Here is a 17,884-nt window from a genome sequence, read left to right as displayed (position 1 = left end):
CTTCTGTTTTTTATCGCTGATTTAGTTGGTTCAAAAGAATATCAGGTATGGCTCCACAATCTAAACGCTCCGGTGGACGGAAGCAAAAAAAGCATGTCCCCAATGGGGTGGCTCACATCCAGTCCACATTCAATAACACAATTGTCACCATTAGCGATGCCAGTGGTGATGTCGTATCCTGGGCCTCTGCAGGCTCAAGCGGTTTCAAAGGCGCTAAAAAAGGGACTCCCTTTGCCGCTCAAACTGCTTCAGAAAGCGCAGCTCGTCGGGCCATGGATCAAGGCATGCGCCAAATCGAAGTGATGGTGAGTGGCCCGGGGGCCGGTCGTGAGACAGCGATTCGTGCGCTTCAAGGTGCAGGACTTGAAATCACTTTAATCCGAGATGTTACCCCCATTCCTCACAACGGTTGTCGTCCTCCAAAACGACGTCGCGTCTAGGGCGAAGATTCATCAGGCTGGCTAGCAGCATTCTGCTGGGTTAAAGCAAGTCATGCGCTGATGGAAACTCCTGGAATTTGATGGCATACCTCATCCATCAACGAAGTTAAAAACTTTGCTTTTGCAGACCTCAAGCTAAAGCTAACTTTTAAAAACTTTTTTCTTCACTCCACAGGTTCCAAAGAACCGACCTACATTTCGAGCACAGCAACAAGGGAGGGATTTTCGTGGCGCAATTTCAGGTTGAATGTCTTGAAACTACAGTTGAAGAGGATTTTAGCCAGTATAGCAGGTTTATTCTGGAGCCCTTAGATCGGGGGCAAGGCACGACAGTTGGAAATGCTCTTAGACGCGTTTTACTTGCAAATCTGAGAGGAACTGCGGTCACGGCTGTTCGTATTGCTGGTGTGAACCATGAATTTGCTACCATTCCTGGGGTTCGTGAGGATGTTCTCGACATTCTGCTGAATATGAAGCAGGTTGTCTTGAGAAGCCATACCAACGATCCGCAGATTGGTCGCTTATTTGTCCAAGGTCCAGCGACGGTCACGACCGATGACTTTGAATTACCCACTGAAGTTGAGATTGTAAATCCAACCCAGTACGTCGCGACTCTGTCTTCGGATGCCACCCTAGAGATGGAGTTTAGAATCGAGCAGGGTAAGGGATACCATGCGGTAGGTAAAAACCGAGATGAAGCCGCAGCCCTTGACTTTTTAGAGATTGATGCGATTTATATGCCCGTCCGACGGGTCAACTACGAAGTAGAAGACGCTCGGGTCGGTGGTGCCTTAGAAAAGGATCGCCTGATTCTGGATATCTGGACCAATGGCAATCTGACGCCCCAGGAATCCTTAAGTCAGGCTGCTACCATTTTGGTTGATCTGTTCAACCCCCTCAAAGATGCCACCTTTAACGTGGTTGAGGATATTGAGCTGGAAGAAGAAGACGAGACCAATCAAATCCCCATTGAAGGTCTAAACCTCTCTGTCCGGGCCTATAACTGCCTCAAGCGGGCTCAAATCAATAGCGTGGCGGATCTTCTGGAATATTCCCAAGAAGACCTCCTCGAAATCAAGAATTTTGGAGCCAAGTCTGCGGATGAAGTGATCGCAGCTCTCCAAGATCATCTTGGTATTACTATGCCGACTGAAAAATCGAAAAGTTAAGGTTAATTTCCATGCGTCATCGTTGTCGAGTTCATAAGTTAGGCAAACCTGCCGACCAGCGCAAGGCTCTCCTCAGATCCTTGTCTACTCAGCTGATTCGCCATGGTCGAGTGACGACCACTAAGGCGCGGGCCAAAGCCGTACGGTCTCAAGTTGAAAAAATGATCACCTTAGCTAAGGATGGGTCATTGGCTTCTCGCCGTCAGGCTTTGGGATACATCTATGACAAGCAGTTGGTTCATGCCCTGTTTGACCAGGTGGCAGACCGCTATGGCGATCGCAACGGTGGCTACACTCGTATTATTCGCACCATCCGTCGGCGTGGCGATAATGCTGAAATGGCGATTATCGAACTTACTTAAGGACTAAACCGCCTCGGTCATGCCATTGCCATCCCCAACATCCCAACGAGTTGCCCTGGTTATTCAGTACCTGGGCACTCATTTTCATGGCTGGCAGCGGCAACCTCAGCATCGAAGTGTGCAGGCGGATATCGAGGATACCTTAGCGGAAATTGTTCAGCATCCGGTCACCCTTCATGGTGCAGGCAGGACCGATTCGGGCGTCCATGCAGCGGCTCAAGTGGCCCATTTTGATGTAGAGTCTCCGATTCCAGCCCATCGGTGGGCAAGTGTTCTCAATGCTCGGTTGCCCCAGGACATTTTGATTCGTGGATCAGCCCTAGTCCCTTCGGACTGGCATGCTCGCTTTTCTGCAACGTGGCGACGATATCGGTACACTTTGTATACTGATCCTTGCCCCAATCTGTTTTTGCGCCCCTATAGCTGGCATTATTATTATCAGCCCTTAGATGTGCAGCGAATGCAGGCGGCTCTTGACCCGCTGATTGGTCGTCATCACCTGGCTGCCTTTCACCGGGCTGGCTCCAGTCGTCCCCACTCCTGGGTAGATGTGCATGAAGCGACTTGTGTGCAGCGACCAACGGTCGAAGCGAAAGACAGTAGCCCTTTGATTCAGATTGAAGTCCAGGCGAGCGGTTTCCTGTACGGGATGATGCGTCTGCTCGTCGGCTTATTGGTTCAGGTGGGACGGGGATTACGCTCTCCCGATAGCTTTACGGAGTTGTGGCAAGCGGAGCGGCGGGATCAGGTGAAATATTCTGCCCCGGCCAAAGGTCTTTGCCTTTTGCGGGTGGGATATCCTGACTTTCCCTTTTCCCCTGATGTTTGGTTTGATACCTTTCCCCATCTGATGATGTCGAGCGTGCCCTCTGAATATTGCTGGAACCCAGCGTCCTAACCCCTCTTCCTGTTTTGAAATAGATAACTCTCATGGAAAAAACCTACTTACCCACCGTATCGACCGCTGACAAGAAGTGGTACGTCGTTGACGCCGAAAATCAGCGACTAGGGCGTCTGGCAACCCAGATTGCAATGATTCTGCGGGGCAAGAATAAGCCCACTTATACCCCCTTTATGAATACCGGTGACTTTGTGATTGTCATCAACGCTGAAAAAGTGACCGTAACCGGCAATAAGGGCGAACAAAAGCTCTATCGCCGCCATTCGGGTCGCCCTGGTGGAATGAAGACTGAAACGTTTAACCATCTACAAGAGCGGATTCCCGAGCGCATTATCGAGAAAGCTGTGAAAGGGATGTTGCCCAAAAATGCCCTAGGCCGTCAGTTGTTCAGAAGTCTCAAAGTGTATGCGGGTCCTGATCATCCCCATGCGGCTCAAAAACCCGAAGTTCTATCTATTCAGACCATTCCAGGAGCTAAATCATAATGCAAGCCACTGATCAATCTAACGCCGTCGCTTACCGAGGCACAGGCCGCCGTAAATCCTCTATTGTTCGGGTCAGACTGGTTCCCGGCAGTGGTGTGATGACCATTAACGGTAAGCCTGGGGATTTGTACTTGCAATTTAACCCCAGCTACATTGCCAATGCTAAGGCACCTCTAGAATCCCTAGGACTAGAGAACGATTACGATGTGCTGGTGAATGCCCGGGGTGGTGGTTTGACTGGGCAAGCAGATGCCATTAAGTTGGGCGTTGCTCGGGCCTTGTGTGAACTCGATCCTGAGAACCGGAAGCCCTTGAAGCTAGAAGGCTATTTAACTCGTGATCCAAGAGCGAAAGAGCGGAAGAAGTATGGCTTACGGAAGGCTCGTAAGGCACCTCAATACTCCAAGCGTTAATGGGCTGGAACACACGATATAGATATTTAAATTTAGAGAGATACTGATGGCAAAACCTGATATTCATCCCAAGTGGTACCCCGAAGCCAAAGTCTATTGCGATGGAGAAGTCGTGATGACCGTAGGCTCAACCCAAGAAGAACTGCATGTTGATGTTTGGTCTGGGAATCACCCCTTCTTTACGGGCACCCAGAAGATTATTGATACCGAAGGTCGGGTGGAACGCTTTATGCGTAAGTACGGTATGAGCGAAAGCCAAGGCGCAGGCGGTAAAGGTAACGCTAAAAAGAAAGACGAGAAGTAGGACAGCTAAATCTAAGCTACCTTGTCTTCTTGTCCTTTCCCCTAGTACTGATCCATGGCCGAAGCCTATCTGCTTGAAAAGCTGAAATCCGTTGAGCAAACGTTCCATGAGTTGACTCGTCGCCTCGGTGACCCGGAGGTGGCCACGAATCCGACTGAGTTTCAGGAAGTTGCAAAGGCAAGAGCGTCTTTAGAAGAGACGGTCAACACGTTTGAGGACTGGAAAGCTACTCAACAGGAGTTAGCCGATGCTCAACAGATGGCCAAAGATGGGGATGAAGATCCAGAGCTAAAGGAGATGGCGGCGATGGAAGCCGCTGAGTTGACCGAAAAACTGGATGGCCTGGAAACAAAACTGAAAGTACTGCTGCTGCCTCGGGATCCCAACGATGAGAAAAACATTATGTTGGAGATCAGAGCCGGGGCTGGTGGTGATGAAGCTAGTATTTGGGCTGGAGATTTAGTTCGCATTTACTCTAAGTATGCGGAAAGCCAAAAGTGGCGGGTGAAGCTGCTGAGTGAGTCCGGTGGAGAGATGGGGGGCTTTAAAGAAGCTATCCTCGAAATCCAGGGTGAGCGGGTTTATAGCAAGCTTAAGTATGAGGCGGGCGTGCATCGGGTGCAGCGGGTACCGGCAACGGAGGCCTCGGGTCGAGTCCATACGTCCACGGCGACGGTGGCTGTCATGCCGGAAGTGGATGATGTTGAGATTGAGATTGACCCCAAAGATATTGAAATGTCCACGGCCCGGTCTGGTGGTGCTGGTGGACAAAATGTGAACAAGGTGGAGACGGCGGTTGATTTGGTCCACAAACCAACGGGGATCCGGATCTTCTGTACGGAAGAGCGATCGCAACTGCAAAACAAAGAGCGAGCGATGCAAATTCTGCGAGCCAAGCTCTATGAAATGGAACTGCAAGAACAGCAAGCATCAGTGACCTCTATGCGTCGGTCCCAGGTGGGAACGGGGGCCAGATCTGAGAAAATACGCACCTATAATTACAAAGATAATCGCGCCACGGATCATCGTCTTAACCAAAACTTTCCCCTAGAGAAGGTATTGGTAGGGGATATTGAGCTGATTTTAGAGACCTGTATCGCTCAAGATCAGCAGGCTCAGCTAGCAGACCTGGCAGCAGCGGTTTAAGCCTGCTCGATGCGCCATTCCTTTGGGGAAATCTAAAGGTTGGGAACAGAATCGGTCTTTTTCTATTCGCTAGAATAGAATAGCCATTCTAAAACTTGGCTTGCTGAAGATAATCGATCTGGATCATGCGTCATTCTTCGATAAAACTGATTGCCCTGAGCGTGGTGGCAGGTGCTTTAGCCCTGGGCCAGCCGGTACGAGCCGTAGAAGAAATTGCGATCGCACCGCCGTTGCCGGGCCTCGACAATGTGACGGATCATTTGCCTCCCGCTGTTGACCCTATGCGGTTGGAGCTAAATTTGTCCAAGCGGCGAGTGACAGTGTATCAGCATGACCAAGCCGTTAAGTCGTATCCCGTTGCGATTGGACGAGCTGGTTGGGCAACCCCGGCAGGGGATTTTGAGGTTAAAACGAAATACCGCAATCCACCCTGGCTTCATCCTTTTAAGGGCTATGTGATTCCTGGGGGTGATCCAGAAAATCCCCTCGGTCGTCGGTGGATGGGATTCTGGACCGATGGTAATAACTGGATTGGCTTTCACGGTACGCCCAATCGTGATTCCGTGGGTCGATCTGCCTCTCACGGCTGCGTCCGGATGTATGACGAGGACATTGAAGAAATGTATGAACTCGTCGCCGTGGGGACGCCTGTAAAGGTGATTCGCTAACGAGACAATTAATCTTGAGAGCATTAACCCTGCCCTAACTGGGCAGGGTTGGCGCTTTTTTAGCCCAGTCGTTTTTCGATTTCAGCTTTGACGGCATCCGCATTGGCGGGCAGGTGAACAGCAGGGTTCGCATGCTGGCTGTTGACATCAGCCAGGGTCGATTCGTGGTAGCCCACTTTGAAGTCGGTGAACTTCAAACCGTGGGCGGTGCTAATCACCACGGTTTTATCGCTGGATTTGATTTCACCCCGTTCGATCAGCTTGGTGAGAACGGCTAAGGCAACGCCTGTATGGGGACAGGTAAACATCCCAGTTAAATCAGCTTTGGCAGCTGCGGCAGCTAATTCGTCTTCGCTGGCCTGTTCGACAATACCGTTTGTTTCGGTGATCGCAGTGACGGCTTTGTCATAACTGACCGGGTCACCAATTCGGATGGCGTTGGCTAGGGTGTCTTGGGCTGTTACGCTAATTTTTTCTTTGAATCCGTTTTTAAAGGACTCGTAAAAAGGATTGGCTTTCTGCGTTTGGGCGGCGACGAGTCTGGGCATCCGAGTGATCAACCCCAGATCCATCATTAACTTGAAGCCTTTATAGAGGGCGCTGATATTGCCCAAATTGCCCACAGGAATGATGATCCAGTCGGGGACTTGCCAATTAAACTGCCGAATAATTTCGATGCCGACGGTTTTTTGTCCTTCGATGCGCAGACTGTTCATCGAGTTAGCGAGGTAAATTGAATTGTCTTGCGTGACCTCTTTGACAATATTCATACAGCCATCGAAGTCAGTGTCGAGGGCTAAGACATGGGCACCGTTGCAGACGGGCTGAATAAGCTGAGCCGTACTGACTTTACCGGCAGGCAAGAAAATAATGGCCGGTATGCCCGCATAGGCGGCATAGGCGGCGAGGGCGGCGCTGGTGTCTCCTGTACTGGCGCAGGCCACGGCTTTGACGGAACTGCCTTGGGCCATCATTTGTTTGACGACGCTGACCAAGACGGTCATGCCTAGGTCTTTGAAGCTACCCGTATGGCTATTGCCGCAAAGCTTAATCCATAAGTCGGGGACGCCAAGTTGTTTGCCTAAGCGTTCGGCCCAAAATAAGTTGGTATTGCCTTCGAACATGCTGACGACATTTTCATCGGCTAGGGATGGAACCACCCACTCCCGCATGCCCCAAACACCACTCCCGTAGGGCCAGATGGAGGTGCTGGCTCGGGAGCTGAGCAATTGCTGCCATTGGAGGGCATTGCGCTTTTTCAGCGGTTCCCGCTCATGATGCACCTCTAGTAAGCTGCCACAGATGGGACAGGTGTATATGACGTCATAGATGGAGTGCTTGCCAGGACACCCGGCAATGCAGCGAAAATAAGTCGTCAGTTTATCGGTATCGGGTTTGGAGTCTAGAGCTAGGGACATGGGGGTTCCTGGAGATGGATTCATCACTTGAGATTATTTTATAGCTGTATTGGAAGGCTATGGACTGCTGTTTCTTCGCGGGTTCAATTCAATCACCCTAGAAAATGGGGTCATTAGACAGGGCCAAACCCTATAAATTAATGTCTTTGGCGTCGATTAGTTTGCAGAAGGTCATTGGCTCGTTTATGGAAAATCCATTGATCACTTGATCTCAAGTAGGGATATTCGTGACCCTGATATGGCTGCTGGGACAATGATTTAAGGTAGTATGCCCCTGTATCGTGGGTGACTTGAGAAAGCGTTAAAGATTATGTCTGCTATAACTGTATGTCTTGCTAGGCCAGCTCAAACTAACCCAGCTCTATCCAGCAGACTTCCTTTGGTAGATGCGCGCCTGGGCGAACGAGGGGCAGCCTAATGGATTTATTGTTCTTTCCCTGTCTTAGGGTTAATCAGCGTAGACTCGAACGATTGCTGGTAGGAAAAACGGTTCTGATTACCGGAGCGAGCTATGGAATCGGAGAATGTTTGGCTTTACGGCTAGCCTTGCCCATGACTCAGTTAATCTTAGTGGCGCGGACTGAAGAGAAACTATTGGCCGTTCAAGCTCAGGTAGAGGCCCGTGGCGGACAGGCAGATATTTTTCCCTGCGATCTGAGACAGCCGACAGAAGTTGAAGCGTTGCTAGAGCAGCTTCCCCATCCCATTGATATTCTGGTGAGCAATGCGGGGAAGTCGATTCGGCGATCCCTGTTTGATTCTCTGGATCGGTTCCATGACTTTACCCGGACCATGAACATCAACTACTTTGGTCCTGTCCAGTTGATGCTGGCCTTGACCCCCACCCTGGTGGCTCAACAGGGTCATATGATTAATATCTCGGCAATCAATGTGCTGCTCTTGCCTGCCCCCCAATGGGCAGCCTATCAGGCTTCGAAAACGGCCTTTGACCAATGGTTCCGCTGTGCCGCCCCTGAACTCAATGCCCAAGGGGTCAAGACCACTTCAATCTATTTACCTTTGGTACGCACTCGGATGATTGCGCCGACGAAAGCCTATCAGAATATGCCTGCCTTGAGTCCAGATCAGGTGGCTAAACTGATTTGCAAAGCAATGGTTACCCGTTCTCGGACCATTGCCCCTTGGTGGTTGATGATGGGGGAGTTGGTATCTGTCCTGCTGCGATGGCCGGGAGAAGTAATTTGGAGTGGGGTGATGAGGTGGAGACGATAGAGCCATGATCTTTACTCTGCTGAGAAAACTGCATCGGACGCGCCTATTAACCTTGGTTGGTTTGTATCGTTTGCTGGAAGCGATCTGGACGACGGGGGTTAACTTGATGGCTCTGTTGCGAATTGCGGCCAAGCTGCATCCTGAGCGGATTGCTGTGATTGATGACCAGGAAGAATTAACCTACTCCAAGTTATGGAAGCAAGCAGAGGCCGTTGCGGTCGGATTGCAGAGAGACTGTGGAATTCAGCCTCGACAGAGGGTTGCGATCGCAACCCGTAACCATGCCGCAGCCATCAAAGCCATTTTTGCCGTCTCTCGGTTAGGGGCAGATTTGTTTCTGGTCAATCCCGAAATGAGTGCGGATCAGATCCGGGCCCTGGAACATCAGCTTCAGTTTGACTACTACATTTATGATCCAGAACTTACTCCGATCGTTGATGACCTTTCTCTAGGCCATAAGGCCATTCCCACCTATCATCCTTCCAGCAATTCTGTGGATCGGATGTCTGTGATGCCTCCATCCGCCACTCCCCTGCGTAAGGTGAAGACCGGGAAAGTAGTGGTGATGACGGGGGGCACGACGGGCCAACCGAAACCGGCCAGCCGTAAACCCTCCCTATTTGATTTCCTCCCTCCCTTTATTGCCCTACTTTCGCAGATTCATTTGGATCGGTATCGCACGGTGTATATTGCCACCCCGATTTATCATGGCTTTGGGCTAGCCGCTCTTTTAATTGGGGTGACTTTGGGGGCGCAACAGTATTTCACCCGCCGATTTGATGCCAGTCGCGCCTGTGACCTGATTGCCCAAGACAACATTGAGGTGATTACTCTAGTACCGTTGATGTTGCGGCGGATGCTCAACCAAAATGCCCAGGCTTTGTCTTCCCTCCAGCGTATCCTCACGGGAGGGGCGGCTCTGCGACCCGCGTTGGCCCAAGCCACCCTAGAGCAGTTTGGTCCGGTTTTGTTTAACCTGTATGGCACGTCTGAAGCAGGGTTTTGTATCTTGGCGGATCCAGAGTTGTTGCAAAAGCAGCCAGAGTCCATTGGCAAGCCGATTACCGGGGTTCAGGTCCAGATCCAGCCGGATGGACCTTCGTCAAAAGGGCAGCTTTGTATCCGCAGTGCCTGGTCTGCGGGGGCTAAAGGGTGGATAGAAACGGGAGATTTGGCTTATCGAGATGGGGAAGGGAATCTCTTTTTGTGTGGCCGGGTGGATGACATGATTGTGTCTGGGGGGGAGAATGTTTATCCCCTGGAACTGGAAAATGTGCTGCTCCAACATCCAGGAATTGAGGCGGCAGTGGTCCTGGGGATTCCTGATCCAGAGTTTGGACAGCGATTGAAAGCGATTATTATCCCTAAGTCTGCTGAGAACTTAGAGCAATCAACGGTATTGGCATGGCTAAAGCCACGGGTGGCTCGCTATCAAATGCCTGCTGTGATTGAGTTTCGCCAAGCCCTTCCCTATACGTCTCTGGGTAAGTTGAACCGCAAAGCCTTGTGAACTGATAGGGTTTGGGAAGTCTCCAGATATCTCAAAGCTCGTATGGGCTGTTGTATAGACCCATACGAGCTATAAAAACGGTTGACATTGCCCAAGGCTGTTCCTAGTTAATGGATTAGCCTTGGGGTAATGCATCCTTAGACTAGGTTGACATGAGTATTGATATCAAACCCAGATTGCCCGGTAAGGATAGCCAGGGTGTTGTTATGGGTGCCGGTGACGAATAATTCCCCACTCGTCGCATTGAAGGAAATATCGGCCAGCCCCATAATGCCAAATGCTGCTTGGTCAATCTCTAGGATGTCTCCTTGAGCTGCATTGAAATCTGTAATCTGATCAATGCCACCCAACGCTGCGTTGGCATCAAAGACAAACGTGTCGGCATCAGCGCCGCCTGTGAGCAGATCATTGCCGGTTCCACCAACGAGACGGTCGTTTCCTGTACCGCCAATCAGACTGTCATTGACGGCCAGCGCGGTAGCAATGGTTACCTGATCATTGCCAAAACCAACGATATCGGCTCGGTTATCCCCATCCACATCTGCCACGAGTCGCGGTGTGGCAGATGATGTTGGAAAGCCTCCGAGTCGGGCGAAGCTTTGGTTGACCACTGTGGCTGTACCAAAGGTGCCATCTGCTTGGCCTAGGGCTACAGCTACGGCGCTATTACCAAAGCCGATAATATCGGCTCGGCCATCGCCATTCACATCCGCTACCTGGCGAGAGAATAGATCCTCACTGCTAAAGCCATTCAGGCGGGTAAATACATTATCGGCAACGAAGGCTGCACCAAAGGTGCCATCTGCTTGTCCGAGAGCCACAGCCACGGCACTATTACCAAAGCCAATAATATCGGCTCGACCATCGCCATTGACATCAGCTAATTGGCGGGGGAATTGGTCTTCACTGGAAAAGCCATTGAGGCGGGTAAACACATTGTCGGCAACGAAGGCTGCACCAAAGGTGCCATCTGCTTGTCCAAGAGCCACAGCCACGGCACTATTACCAAAGCCAATAATATCGGCTCGACCATCGCCATTGACATCAGCTAATCGGCGGGGGAATTGGTCTTCACTGGAAAAGCCATTGAGGCGGGTAAACACATTGTCGGCAACGAAGGCTGTACCAAAGGTGCCATCTGCTTGTCCAAGAGCCACAGCCACGGCACTATTACCAAAGCCAATAATATCGGCTCGACCATCGCCATTGACATCAGCTAATCGGCGGGGGAATTGGTCTTCACTGGAAAAGCCATTGAGGCGGGTAAACACATTGTCGGCAACGAAGGCTGTACCAAAGGTGCCATCTGCTTGCCCGAGAGCCACAACCACGGCACTATTGCCAAAGCCAACAATATCGGCTCGACCATCGCCATTGACATCAGCTAATCGGCGGGGGAATTGGTCCTCATTGGTAAAGCCGCTGGTGCCAGCGAAGGCAGTAGTGGCAGTGGTGGCAGGGCCAAAGGCGGCAGCGTCTGGGTTCTCAGCTTCGCCGCTGCCCTCATCAATCAGCACATCATCGCCAGCACCGCCTGTAAGGGTATCGGCTCCTAGGCCGCCTGAGAGGGTGTCATTACCGTTATTGCCGTTGAGTCTATCGTTGCCCGCTCCACCATTGATGGTTTCGGCTAGATTGCTACCAGAGACGGTATCGTTCCCCCCACCTGTATTGATCAGGATTTGGGAACCTGTAACTAGTGCTCGACCACACTGAATTGGATAGGTAAGCTAGCAACAATCTAGCTGTTTTTAGCCAACTAATCATGCCTGACAAATATATTGTGACGCTAACGCCTGAAGAACGCAGTGAGCTGATACAACTCACCCGACGTAGAACCCTGTCAGCGCGAAAAATGAAACGAGCCCAGATTTTGATGTTGGCAGATGAGGGACACAAAGACGATACCATTACTCAAATGCTCAATGCAGGCATCTCTACCGTGCATCGTACTCGCCAGAAATTTGTTGAAGGTGGTGTGGAATTTGCCCTCAATGAGCGTCCCAGACCAGGAGGGCAAAAGAAGCTCGATAGCAAAGCAGAGGCCTTGCTAATTGCGACAGCTTGTAGCGACCCACCAACCGGTTGTTGCCGGTGGACCATGCAGCTATTGGCAGAACGGCTGGTTGAACTTAAAGTCGTCGAAAGCCTATCGGATGAAACTGTGCGACGTACGCTCGAAAAAAACAGCTTAAGCCTTGGCTAAAAGAGCAGTGGTGTTTTTCTACTGTAGGCGCAGACTTTGTTTGGCGGATGGAGAACGTTCTAGATTGGTATGCCCAACCCTACGATCCTGATGAGCCTGTTGTTTGTTTTGATGAACGGCCTTGCCAACTGATTGGCGAAACCCGGGTGCCCCGTCCACCGAAGCCCGGTCGTCCTCAACGCTACGACCATGAATATGAGCGGAAGGGCACTTGTAATATATTTGGCTTTTTTCAACCGCTCAAAAGTTGGCGACATTTGAAGGTGACTGAGCATCGCAAAAGCGAAGATTTTGCACTTTGCATGCAATATCTAGTGGATGGTCTGTTTCCCCAGGCTGACAAGCTACATGTTGTTTTGGACAATCTCAATACCCATTCTCCCGCAGCACTTTACAAAACCTTCAATCCAGATGAAGCCTTGCGGATTCTCAAGCGTATTCAGTTTCACTACACCCCAAAACATGGCAGTTGGCTCAATATGATTGAGTTTGAGTTCTCTGCCCTTTCGAGGCAATGCTTAAATCGGCGGATTCCTGATATTGAACAACTCCGGTACGAGGTCACTGCATGGGAAAAAAGGCGGAACCATGATAAGGCAACGGTTAATTGGTTGTTTACGGTGGATGATGCACGAACTAAACTCAGCCGACTCTATCCCCAAACTATCCTGTCATAATCACTGTGGCGAAGCACTAGTGCATTAGGGATGGTAAGGGTGTTGGTGCCATTGCCTGTAGCTCCTGAGATGGCATGGTTGAGCAGATTGTTTGGATCACTAAGGGTGATGTTGCTGCCATCGCTGGTGAGGGTAAGGGTATCGTCTTTAGAGTTGGAACGGTCAGTGATCACTAGATTGCCGGAGCCGTCTAAAGAGGCCAGTGTGGTGTTGGCGCTGAGGACAGAGAGGCTGTTGCTACTGAAGTTTGCCACCACTATCTCGTCTAGGCCATCACCATTAAAGTCACCTACGGTTACAGAAGGGGGATTTACCCCAGTGGCAAAGGTGATTGGACTAGAGAAACCGCCAGAACCGTTCCCTAAGAGAACGGAGACGTTGTTGCTAATATTGTCCGCCGTCACTAGGTCAGCTTGGCCGTCACCATTAAAGTCTCCGATGCTGACAGAGAAAGGGCGATCTCCCACCGCAAAGGTAGATTGGCTAGAGAATCCCCCTGAACCATTCCCTAGCAGAATGGAAACGTTGTCGTCCCCAGCATTGGCTGTCACCAAATCGACTTGGCTATCGCTGTTAAAGTCTCCCACAGCTACTGTGTAAGGTCTATCTCCAGCGGCAAAGGTGGTTTGGCTGGAGAACCCGCCCGAGCCATCCCCTAAAAAGACGGAGATGTTGTCGCTACCTTGATTGGCGGTTATAAAATCAGCCTGACTGTCGCCATTGAAGTCGGCCATAGCAATGGAGCGAGGTCTATCTCCAGTGGCAAAGGTCGTTTGACTGGAAAACCCACCAGAGCCATTCCCTAACAGAACGGAGACGTCGTTGCTACCTTGGTTGGCCGTCACCAAGTCAGCATGACTATCACCATTGAAGTCCGCCACAGTAACAGAACTAGGAAAGGACCCAACCGCAAAGGTGGTTTGGCTGGAGAACCCGCCCGAGCCATCCCCCAACAAAATAGACACGTTGCTGCTACCTAAGTTCGCCGTCACCAAGTCAGCATGACTATCACCATTGAAGTCTGCCACAGTAACAAAATAAGGACCATCTACTGCCGCGAAGGTAGTTTGAGCAGAGAACCCGCCCGAGCCATCCCCTAAAAAGACCGAAATGTTGTCGCTATTGTAGTTTGCCGTCACCAAGTCAGCTTGGTTATCGCCATTAAAGTCCCCAACAGCTACGGAGAAAGGGCTCTCCCCAGTTGCAAAGGTGGTTTGAGCACTAAAGTCCGTAAAGAGTTCATCGTTAAGGACTGTGCTGGTGGCGGTATCTGCACTAATCGTGGTGTTGACCCCTGCTGTGTCATTGCTTAGGGTCACCTCAATGGTCTCAAAGGTCTCGAAGTCAGTGTCACCTAGTACATCAAGAGTGATGGTTTTGCTGGTTTCCCCAGCGGCAAAGTTGATGGTTCCCGTCGTTGCTGTGGCTCCACTCGTACCGCCGATATTGTTGAAGTCGCTGCCGTTGGTGGCTGAACCCCCAATAGCGAAATCGATACTGCTGGCTTGGGCTGTAAACCCAGAACGAGTGACGGTGAACGTGAGCGTTTGACTCCCGCTATCTCCCTCAATCATCTGAGTAGCGTCAACGCTGATGCTGTGATCGATTTCAGAGTTATTGAGAAGGACAGAGACGTTATTGCCCCCGAAACTTGTGGTCACCAAATCCGCTTGGCTATCGCCATTAAAGTCCGCTACAGATCTTGAGATAGCCAAATGTCCTACTGAGAAAGTAGTTGGACTAGAAAATCCACCAGAGCCATCTCCAAGCAGAACGGACACGTTGTTGTTGTTGGTGCTCGCTGCTACCAAGTCCGCTTGGCCATCGCCATTAAAGTCCTCCACTACTACGAATCTAGGACGATTTCCAGTCGCAAAGGTGGCTTGGCTGGAGAACCCGCCTGAGCCATCTCCTAACAGAACGGAGACATTGTTATCACTCTCGTTTGCAACAACTAAATCGGCTTGGCTATCCCCATTGAAATCTCCCGCAGCTACGGTGAATGGATTATTCCCAGTGGCAAAGGTGATTTGGTTCGAGAACCCACCTGACCCGTCCCCTAACAAAACAGAGACATTGTCATCGCTACTGTTTGCAACAACTAAATCGGCTTGGCTGTCGCCATTGAAGTCCGTGACGATGACGGAGGTAGGATTAGATCCAGCCGCAAAGGTGGTTTGGTTAGAGAATCCGCCTAATCCATCTCCTAACAGAACAGAGACATCACCGTTAGAATTATCGTTTGCAACAACTAAGTCGGCGTGGCTATCGCCATTAAAATCCCCGACGGCAATGGAGCGAGAATTACTGCCAACTGCGAAGGTGGTTTGACCTGAGAATCCCCCAGACCCATCTCCTAGCAGCACAGAGACGCTGCCGTTGCTATAGTTCGCCGTCGCTAAGTCCGCTTGGCTATCGCCATTGAAATCTCCAACGGTAATGGAGTAAGGGCCAGTGCCAGCTGCAAAGGTGGTTTGGCTAGAGAATCCCCCAGACCCATCTCCTAACAGAACAGAGATATTGCCGTTGGAGTAGTTTCCTGTTACTAAGTCGGCGTGGCTATCGCCATTAAAGTCCCCGACGCTAACAGCAGCGGGACCACCTTCGACAGCAAAGTTGCTTTGGGGACTAAAGTCCACCAAGAGTTCATCGTTAAGGATCGTGCTGGTGGCGGTATCTGCACTAATCGCGGTGTTGATGCCTGCGGTTGCATTGCTGAGGGAGACCTCAATAGTTTCAAGAGTTTCGAAGCTGGTATCTCCTAAGACATCGAGAGTAATGGTTTTACTGGTTTCTCCGGCGGCAAAGTTGATGGTTCCCGTCGTTGCTGTGGCTCCACTCGTGCCGCCGATATTGTTGAAGTCGCTGCCGTTGGTGGCTGAACCCCCAATAGCGAAATCAACACTGCTGGCTTGGGCTGTAAACCCAGGGCGGGTGATGGTAAAAGTCAATGTTTGGCTAGCGCTATTCCCTTCAATAATCTGTGGTACATCCACAGCAATAGTATGGTCAATTGGTGTTGTATTCAGAAGGACAGAGACGTTGTTGCCATCGTTCGCTGTCACCAAGTCTGCTTGGCTGTCACCATTGAAGTCCGTGACGATGACGGAGGTAGGATTAGACCCAGCCGCAAAGGTGGTTTGGCTAGAGAATCCGCCTGAGCCATCTCCCACGAGGACAGACACATTGTTACTATTGAGGTTCGCCATCACTAAATCAGCATGGCCGTCGCCATTAAAGTCTCCCACTTTAATAGATCTAGGGGTATTCCCTGCGGCAAAGGTGGTTTGGCTAGAGAATCCACCTGAGCCATCCCCTAACAGAACAGAAACGTTGTCGCTAGTGCCGTTGGTCGTCACCAGGTCGGCATGGCTATCGCCATTAAAATCACCCACGGTGACGGAGGAAGGACTATCCCCTGCGGCAAAGGTGGTTTGGCTAGAGAATCCACCTGAGCCATCCCCTAATAGAACAGAAACGTTGTCGCTAGTGCCGTTGGTCGTCACTAGGTCGGCATGGCTATCGCCATTAAAGTCACCCACGGTCACAGAGCTAGGTCTATCTCCGACGGCGAAGGTAGTTTGGCTAGAGAACCCACCAGAGCCATTCCCTAAGAAAACGGAGATGTTATGGCTAATAGTGTTTGCCACCGCCAGGTCGGCATGGCTATCGCCATTAAAATCACCCACAGTGACGGAGATAGGGATGCTTCCTGCGGCAAAAGTAGTTGGGCTAGAGAACCCGCCCGAGCCATCTCCTAAAAAAACGGAGATATTGTTGCCACTGCCGTTGGCCGTCACCAAATCAGCATGGCCGTCGCCATTAAAGTCTCCTACGCTGGCAGAGAGAGAGGAGTATCCCGTTGCAAAGGTGGTTTGGCTAGAGAATCCACCGGAACCATCCCCAAAAAGAACGGAAACGTTGTTGTTCAAGAAGTTTACCGTCACCAAGTCAGCGTGGCTATCGCCGTTAAAGTCTCCCACGCTGACAGAGGATGGGGCATCTCCAGTCGCAAAGGTGGTTTGTGCACTAAAGTCCGCAGCTAGGTGAGCAGGATAAGTGTTGAGCGTTGTGGTCGTAAACGGCAAAAGAGCGGATAAACGGTGAGATAAGAATATCGGGGACAATCCATAGGAAAGTTCCCAATCCCCCCCCATTACAGTACTTCCAGTCAAATTCTCATTGGCAGCAATCGAAGTCCCTAGCAGTTGCCCTAGTCGTCGAATAAATCGCTGTCCCACTTCGCCAGCAGCCACCTGACATCCATAGACAAAGACCGTTGCCTTTTCCCCTAAAAGATCTCCCCAGAGCTGTAGCTCAACCGCATATTGCCCTAAGTTTGCCAGCGTTAGCCAACAATTGCCCCACTGGATTTGACCAGGTGCCCCGTGACTGACTAAATGCACCTCTGCAATCGGCCCATGCGTTTGCAATGCCTGCGTAACTTGGGGGATACTGTCTCGCTCAGGGTCCAGCACTACCACCCTTGTACCGGGCAGAACACCATCAATCAAATGCTGAGGTTTATCAATTGTGGGGTCAATAATAACGAGACGCTGTAAAGTCTGGCAGGCGGAGGACAAGGGGGTTGGGGACTGAGAGAGCATTTTAGGGACGACGTGATGAATGTGTAGCAGCTAATTTCCACCCATAGCGAACAAGACTCATGAGTTGCTTCAGCTCCTTCTTTAGGGAGCCTTCACAAGTCATCAGCCTAAGAGCTGTATGGTTCAAATGCGATTAAGAGCGGTTGCCAATCCAGTGTTTGAATATTGTTCAGCCCACCATCAATGATGAAGAAGAGCTGGAACTATGGTGTAGATATAAAGATAGGCCTGCCCCAACAAGGTTAGGGCTAAACCTAGTATGGACAAGTGAAGAGATCTTTCATACAGCTAAAGTATATTTTCTTGCCCATGAAAATGTACATATCTTAAACACTCAATTGAGAT

At 50.7% G+C, this 17,884-nt stretch carries 15 protein-coding genes and 1 pseudogene; 12 read left to right on the top strand and 4 right to left on the bottom strand.

All coding sequences use genetic code 11. The features are described 5' to 3' along the window. The first annotated feature begins 47 nt into the window (after positions 1–47). The 9 genes from rpsK (at position 48) to AM1_RS05550 (ending at position 5,888) form a co-directional block, all read left to right on the top strand. Positions 48–440 carry a 30S ribosomal protein S11 gene (gene rpsK, locus AM1_RS05590; protein WP_010480577.1) on the top strand — a complete coding sequence of 131 codons (393 nt, stop codon included), beginning with the start codon at positions 48–50 and terminating at the stop codon, positions 438–440. Between the two features lie 227 nt (positions 441–667). Beyond that, positions 668–1,609 (top strand): DNA-directed RNA polymerase subunit alpha, encoded by a 942-nt coding sequence (locus AM1_RS05585; RefSeq protein ID WP_010480579.1) that lies wholly within the window; start codon positions 668–670, stop codon positions 1,607–1,609. Between the two features lie 11 nt (positions 1,610–1,620). Beyond that, positions 1,621–1,971 carry a 50S ribosomal protein L17 gene (rplQ, locus tag AM1_RS05580; RefSeq protein WP_010480580.1) on the top strand — a complete coding sequence of 117 codons (351 nt, stop codon included), beginning with the start codon at positions 1,621–1,623 and terminating at the stop codon, positions 1,969–1,971. Between the two features lie 19 nt (positions 1,972–1,990). Beyond that, positions 1,991–2,869 carry a tRNA pseudouridine(38-40) synthase TruA gene (gene truA, locus AM1_RS05575; protein ID WP_010480582.1) on the top strand — a complete coding sequence of 293 codons (879 nt, stop codon included), beginning with the start codon at positions 1,991–1,993 and terminating at the stop codon, positions 2,867–2,869. Between the two features lie 32 nt (positions 2,870–2,901). After that, positions 2,902–3,357: a 50S ribosomal protein L13 gene (gene rplM / locus AM1_RS05570; protein ID WP_010480586.1), complete on the top strand. Its 456-nt coding sequence runs from the start codon at positions 2,902–2,904 to the stop codon at positions 3,355–3,357. After that, positions 3,357–3,770 (top strand): 30S ribosomal protein S9, encoded by a 414-nt coding sequence (gene rpsI, locus AM1_RS05565; RefSeq protein WP_012161830.1) that lies wholly within the window; start codon positions 3,357–3,359, stop codon positions 3,768–3,770. The genes rplM and rpsI overlap by 1 nt, the downstream gene beginning before the upstream one ends. Positions 3,771–3,816: 46 nt before the next feature. Then, complete coding sequence (gene rpmE, locus AM1_RS05560) at positions 3,817–4,074, top strand: 50S ribosomal protein L31 (RefSeq protein WP_010480591.1); 258 nt, start codon at positions 3,817–3,819, stop codon at positions 4,072–4,074. A gap of 54 nt (positions 4,075–4,128) precedes the next feature. After that, positions 4,129–5,220 (top strand): peptide chain release factor 1, encoded by a 1,092-nt coding sequence (gene prfA, locus AM1_RS05555; RefSeq protein WP_012161829.1) that lies wholly within the window; start codon positions 4,129–4,131, stop codon positions 5,218–5,220. A gap of 125 nt (positions 5,221–5,345) precedes the next feature. Further along, positions 5,346–5,888 (top strand): L,D-transpeptidase, encoded by a 543-nt coding sequence (locus tag AM1_RS05550; protein WP_010480594.1) that lies wholly within the window; start codon positions 5,346–5,348, stop codon positions 5,886–5,888. A gap of 59 nt (positions 5,889–5,947) precedes the next feature. Here the strand turns inward: AM1_RS05550 and thrC are convergent, their stop codons facing one another. Next, positions 5,948–7,306 carry a threonine synthase gene (gene thrC / locus AM1_RS05545; protein WP_012161828.1) on the bottom strand — a complete coding sequence of 453 codons (1,359 nt, stop codon included), beginning with the start codon at positions 7,304–7,306 and terminating at the stop codon, positions 5,948–5,950. Between the two features lie 417 nt (positions 7,307–7,723). Here thrC and AM1_RS05540 point away from each other — a divergent pair, with 417 nt between their 5' ends. Together AM1_RS05540 and AM1_RS05535 are read left to right on the top strand one after the other, a co-directional pair. Continuing rightward, a complete protein-coding gene (locus tag AM1_RS05540; RefSeq protein ID WP_012161827.1) occupies positions 7,724–8,539 on the top strand; it encodes an SDR family NAD(P)-dependent oxidoreductase in 816 nt (271 codons plus the stop codon). A 4-nt stretch (positions 8,540–8,543) separates the two neighbouring features. Beyond that, positions 8,544–10,049 carry an AMP-binding protein gene (locus AM1_RS05535; RefSeq protein WP_012161826.1) on the top strand — a complete coding sequence of 502 codons (1,506 nt, stop codon included), beginning with the start codon at positions 8,544–8,546 and terminating at the stop codon, positions 10,047–10,049. A gap of 137 nt (positions 10,050–10,186) precedes the next feature. Here AM1_RS05535 and AM1_RS05530 read toward each other — a convergent pair whose 3' ends face one another. Continuing rightward, the gene (locus tag AM1_RS05530) at positions 10,187–11,566 is read right to left on the bottom strand and encodes an FG-GAP-like repeat-containing protein (protein WP_012161825.1); all 1,380 of its coding nucleotides are present in this window, start codon (positions 11,564–11,566) and stop codon (positions 10,187–10,189) included. 6 nt (positions 11,567–11,572) lie between these two features. Next, a pseudogene (locus AM1_RS44385) lies at positions 11,573–11,725 on the bottom strand (calcium-binding protein); the annotation flags it as partial. An 89-nt stretch (positions 11,726–11,814) separates the two neighbouring features. Between AM1_RS44385 and AM1_RS39675 the strand changes: the two are divergent. Then, positions 11,815–12,932 (top strand): IS630-like element ISAcma30 family transposase gene (locus AM1_RS39675; protein WP_148215677.1). Its coding sequence is split into 2 segments (ribosomal slippage): positions 11,815–12,229 and positions 12,229–12,932, totalling 1,119 coding nucleotides; the frame shifts between segments, so codons are not numbered across the junction. On the opposite strand, the gene AM1_RS05515 is transcribed toward AM1_RS39675, so the two are convergent. Further along, positions 12,908–17,539 (bottom strand): FG-GAP-like repeat-containing protein, encoded by a 4,632-nt coding sequence (locus tag AM1_RS05515; protein WP_012161821.1) that lies wholly within the window; start codon positions 17,537–17,539, stop codon positions 12,908–12,910. The genes AM1_RS39675 and AM1_RS05515 overlap by 25 nt on opposite strands. Between the last annotated feature and the right edge of the window lie 345 nt (positions 17,540–17,884).

The sequence above is a fragment of the Acaryochloris marina MBIC11017 genome (genome assembly GCF_000018105.1).
Lineage (GTDB): Bacteria > Cyanobacteriota > Cyanobacteriia > Thermosynechococcales > Thermosynechococcaceae > Acaryochloris > Acaryochloris marina.
The sequence above is the reverse complement of the archived record's forward strand: the minus strand, read 5'-3'. Positions and strand labels throughout refer to the sequence as shown.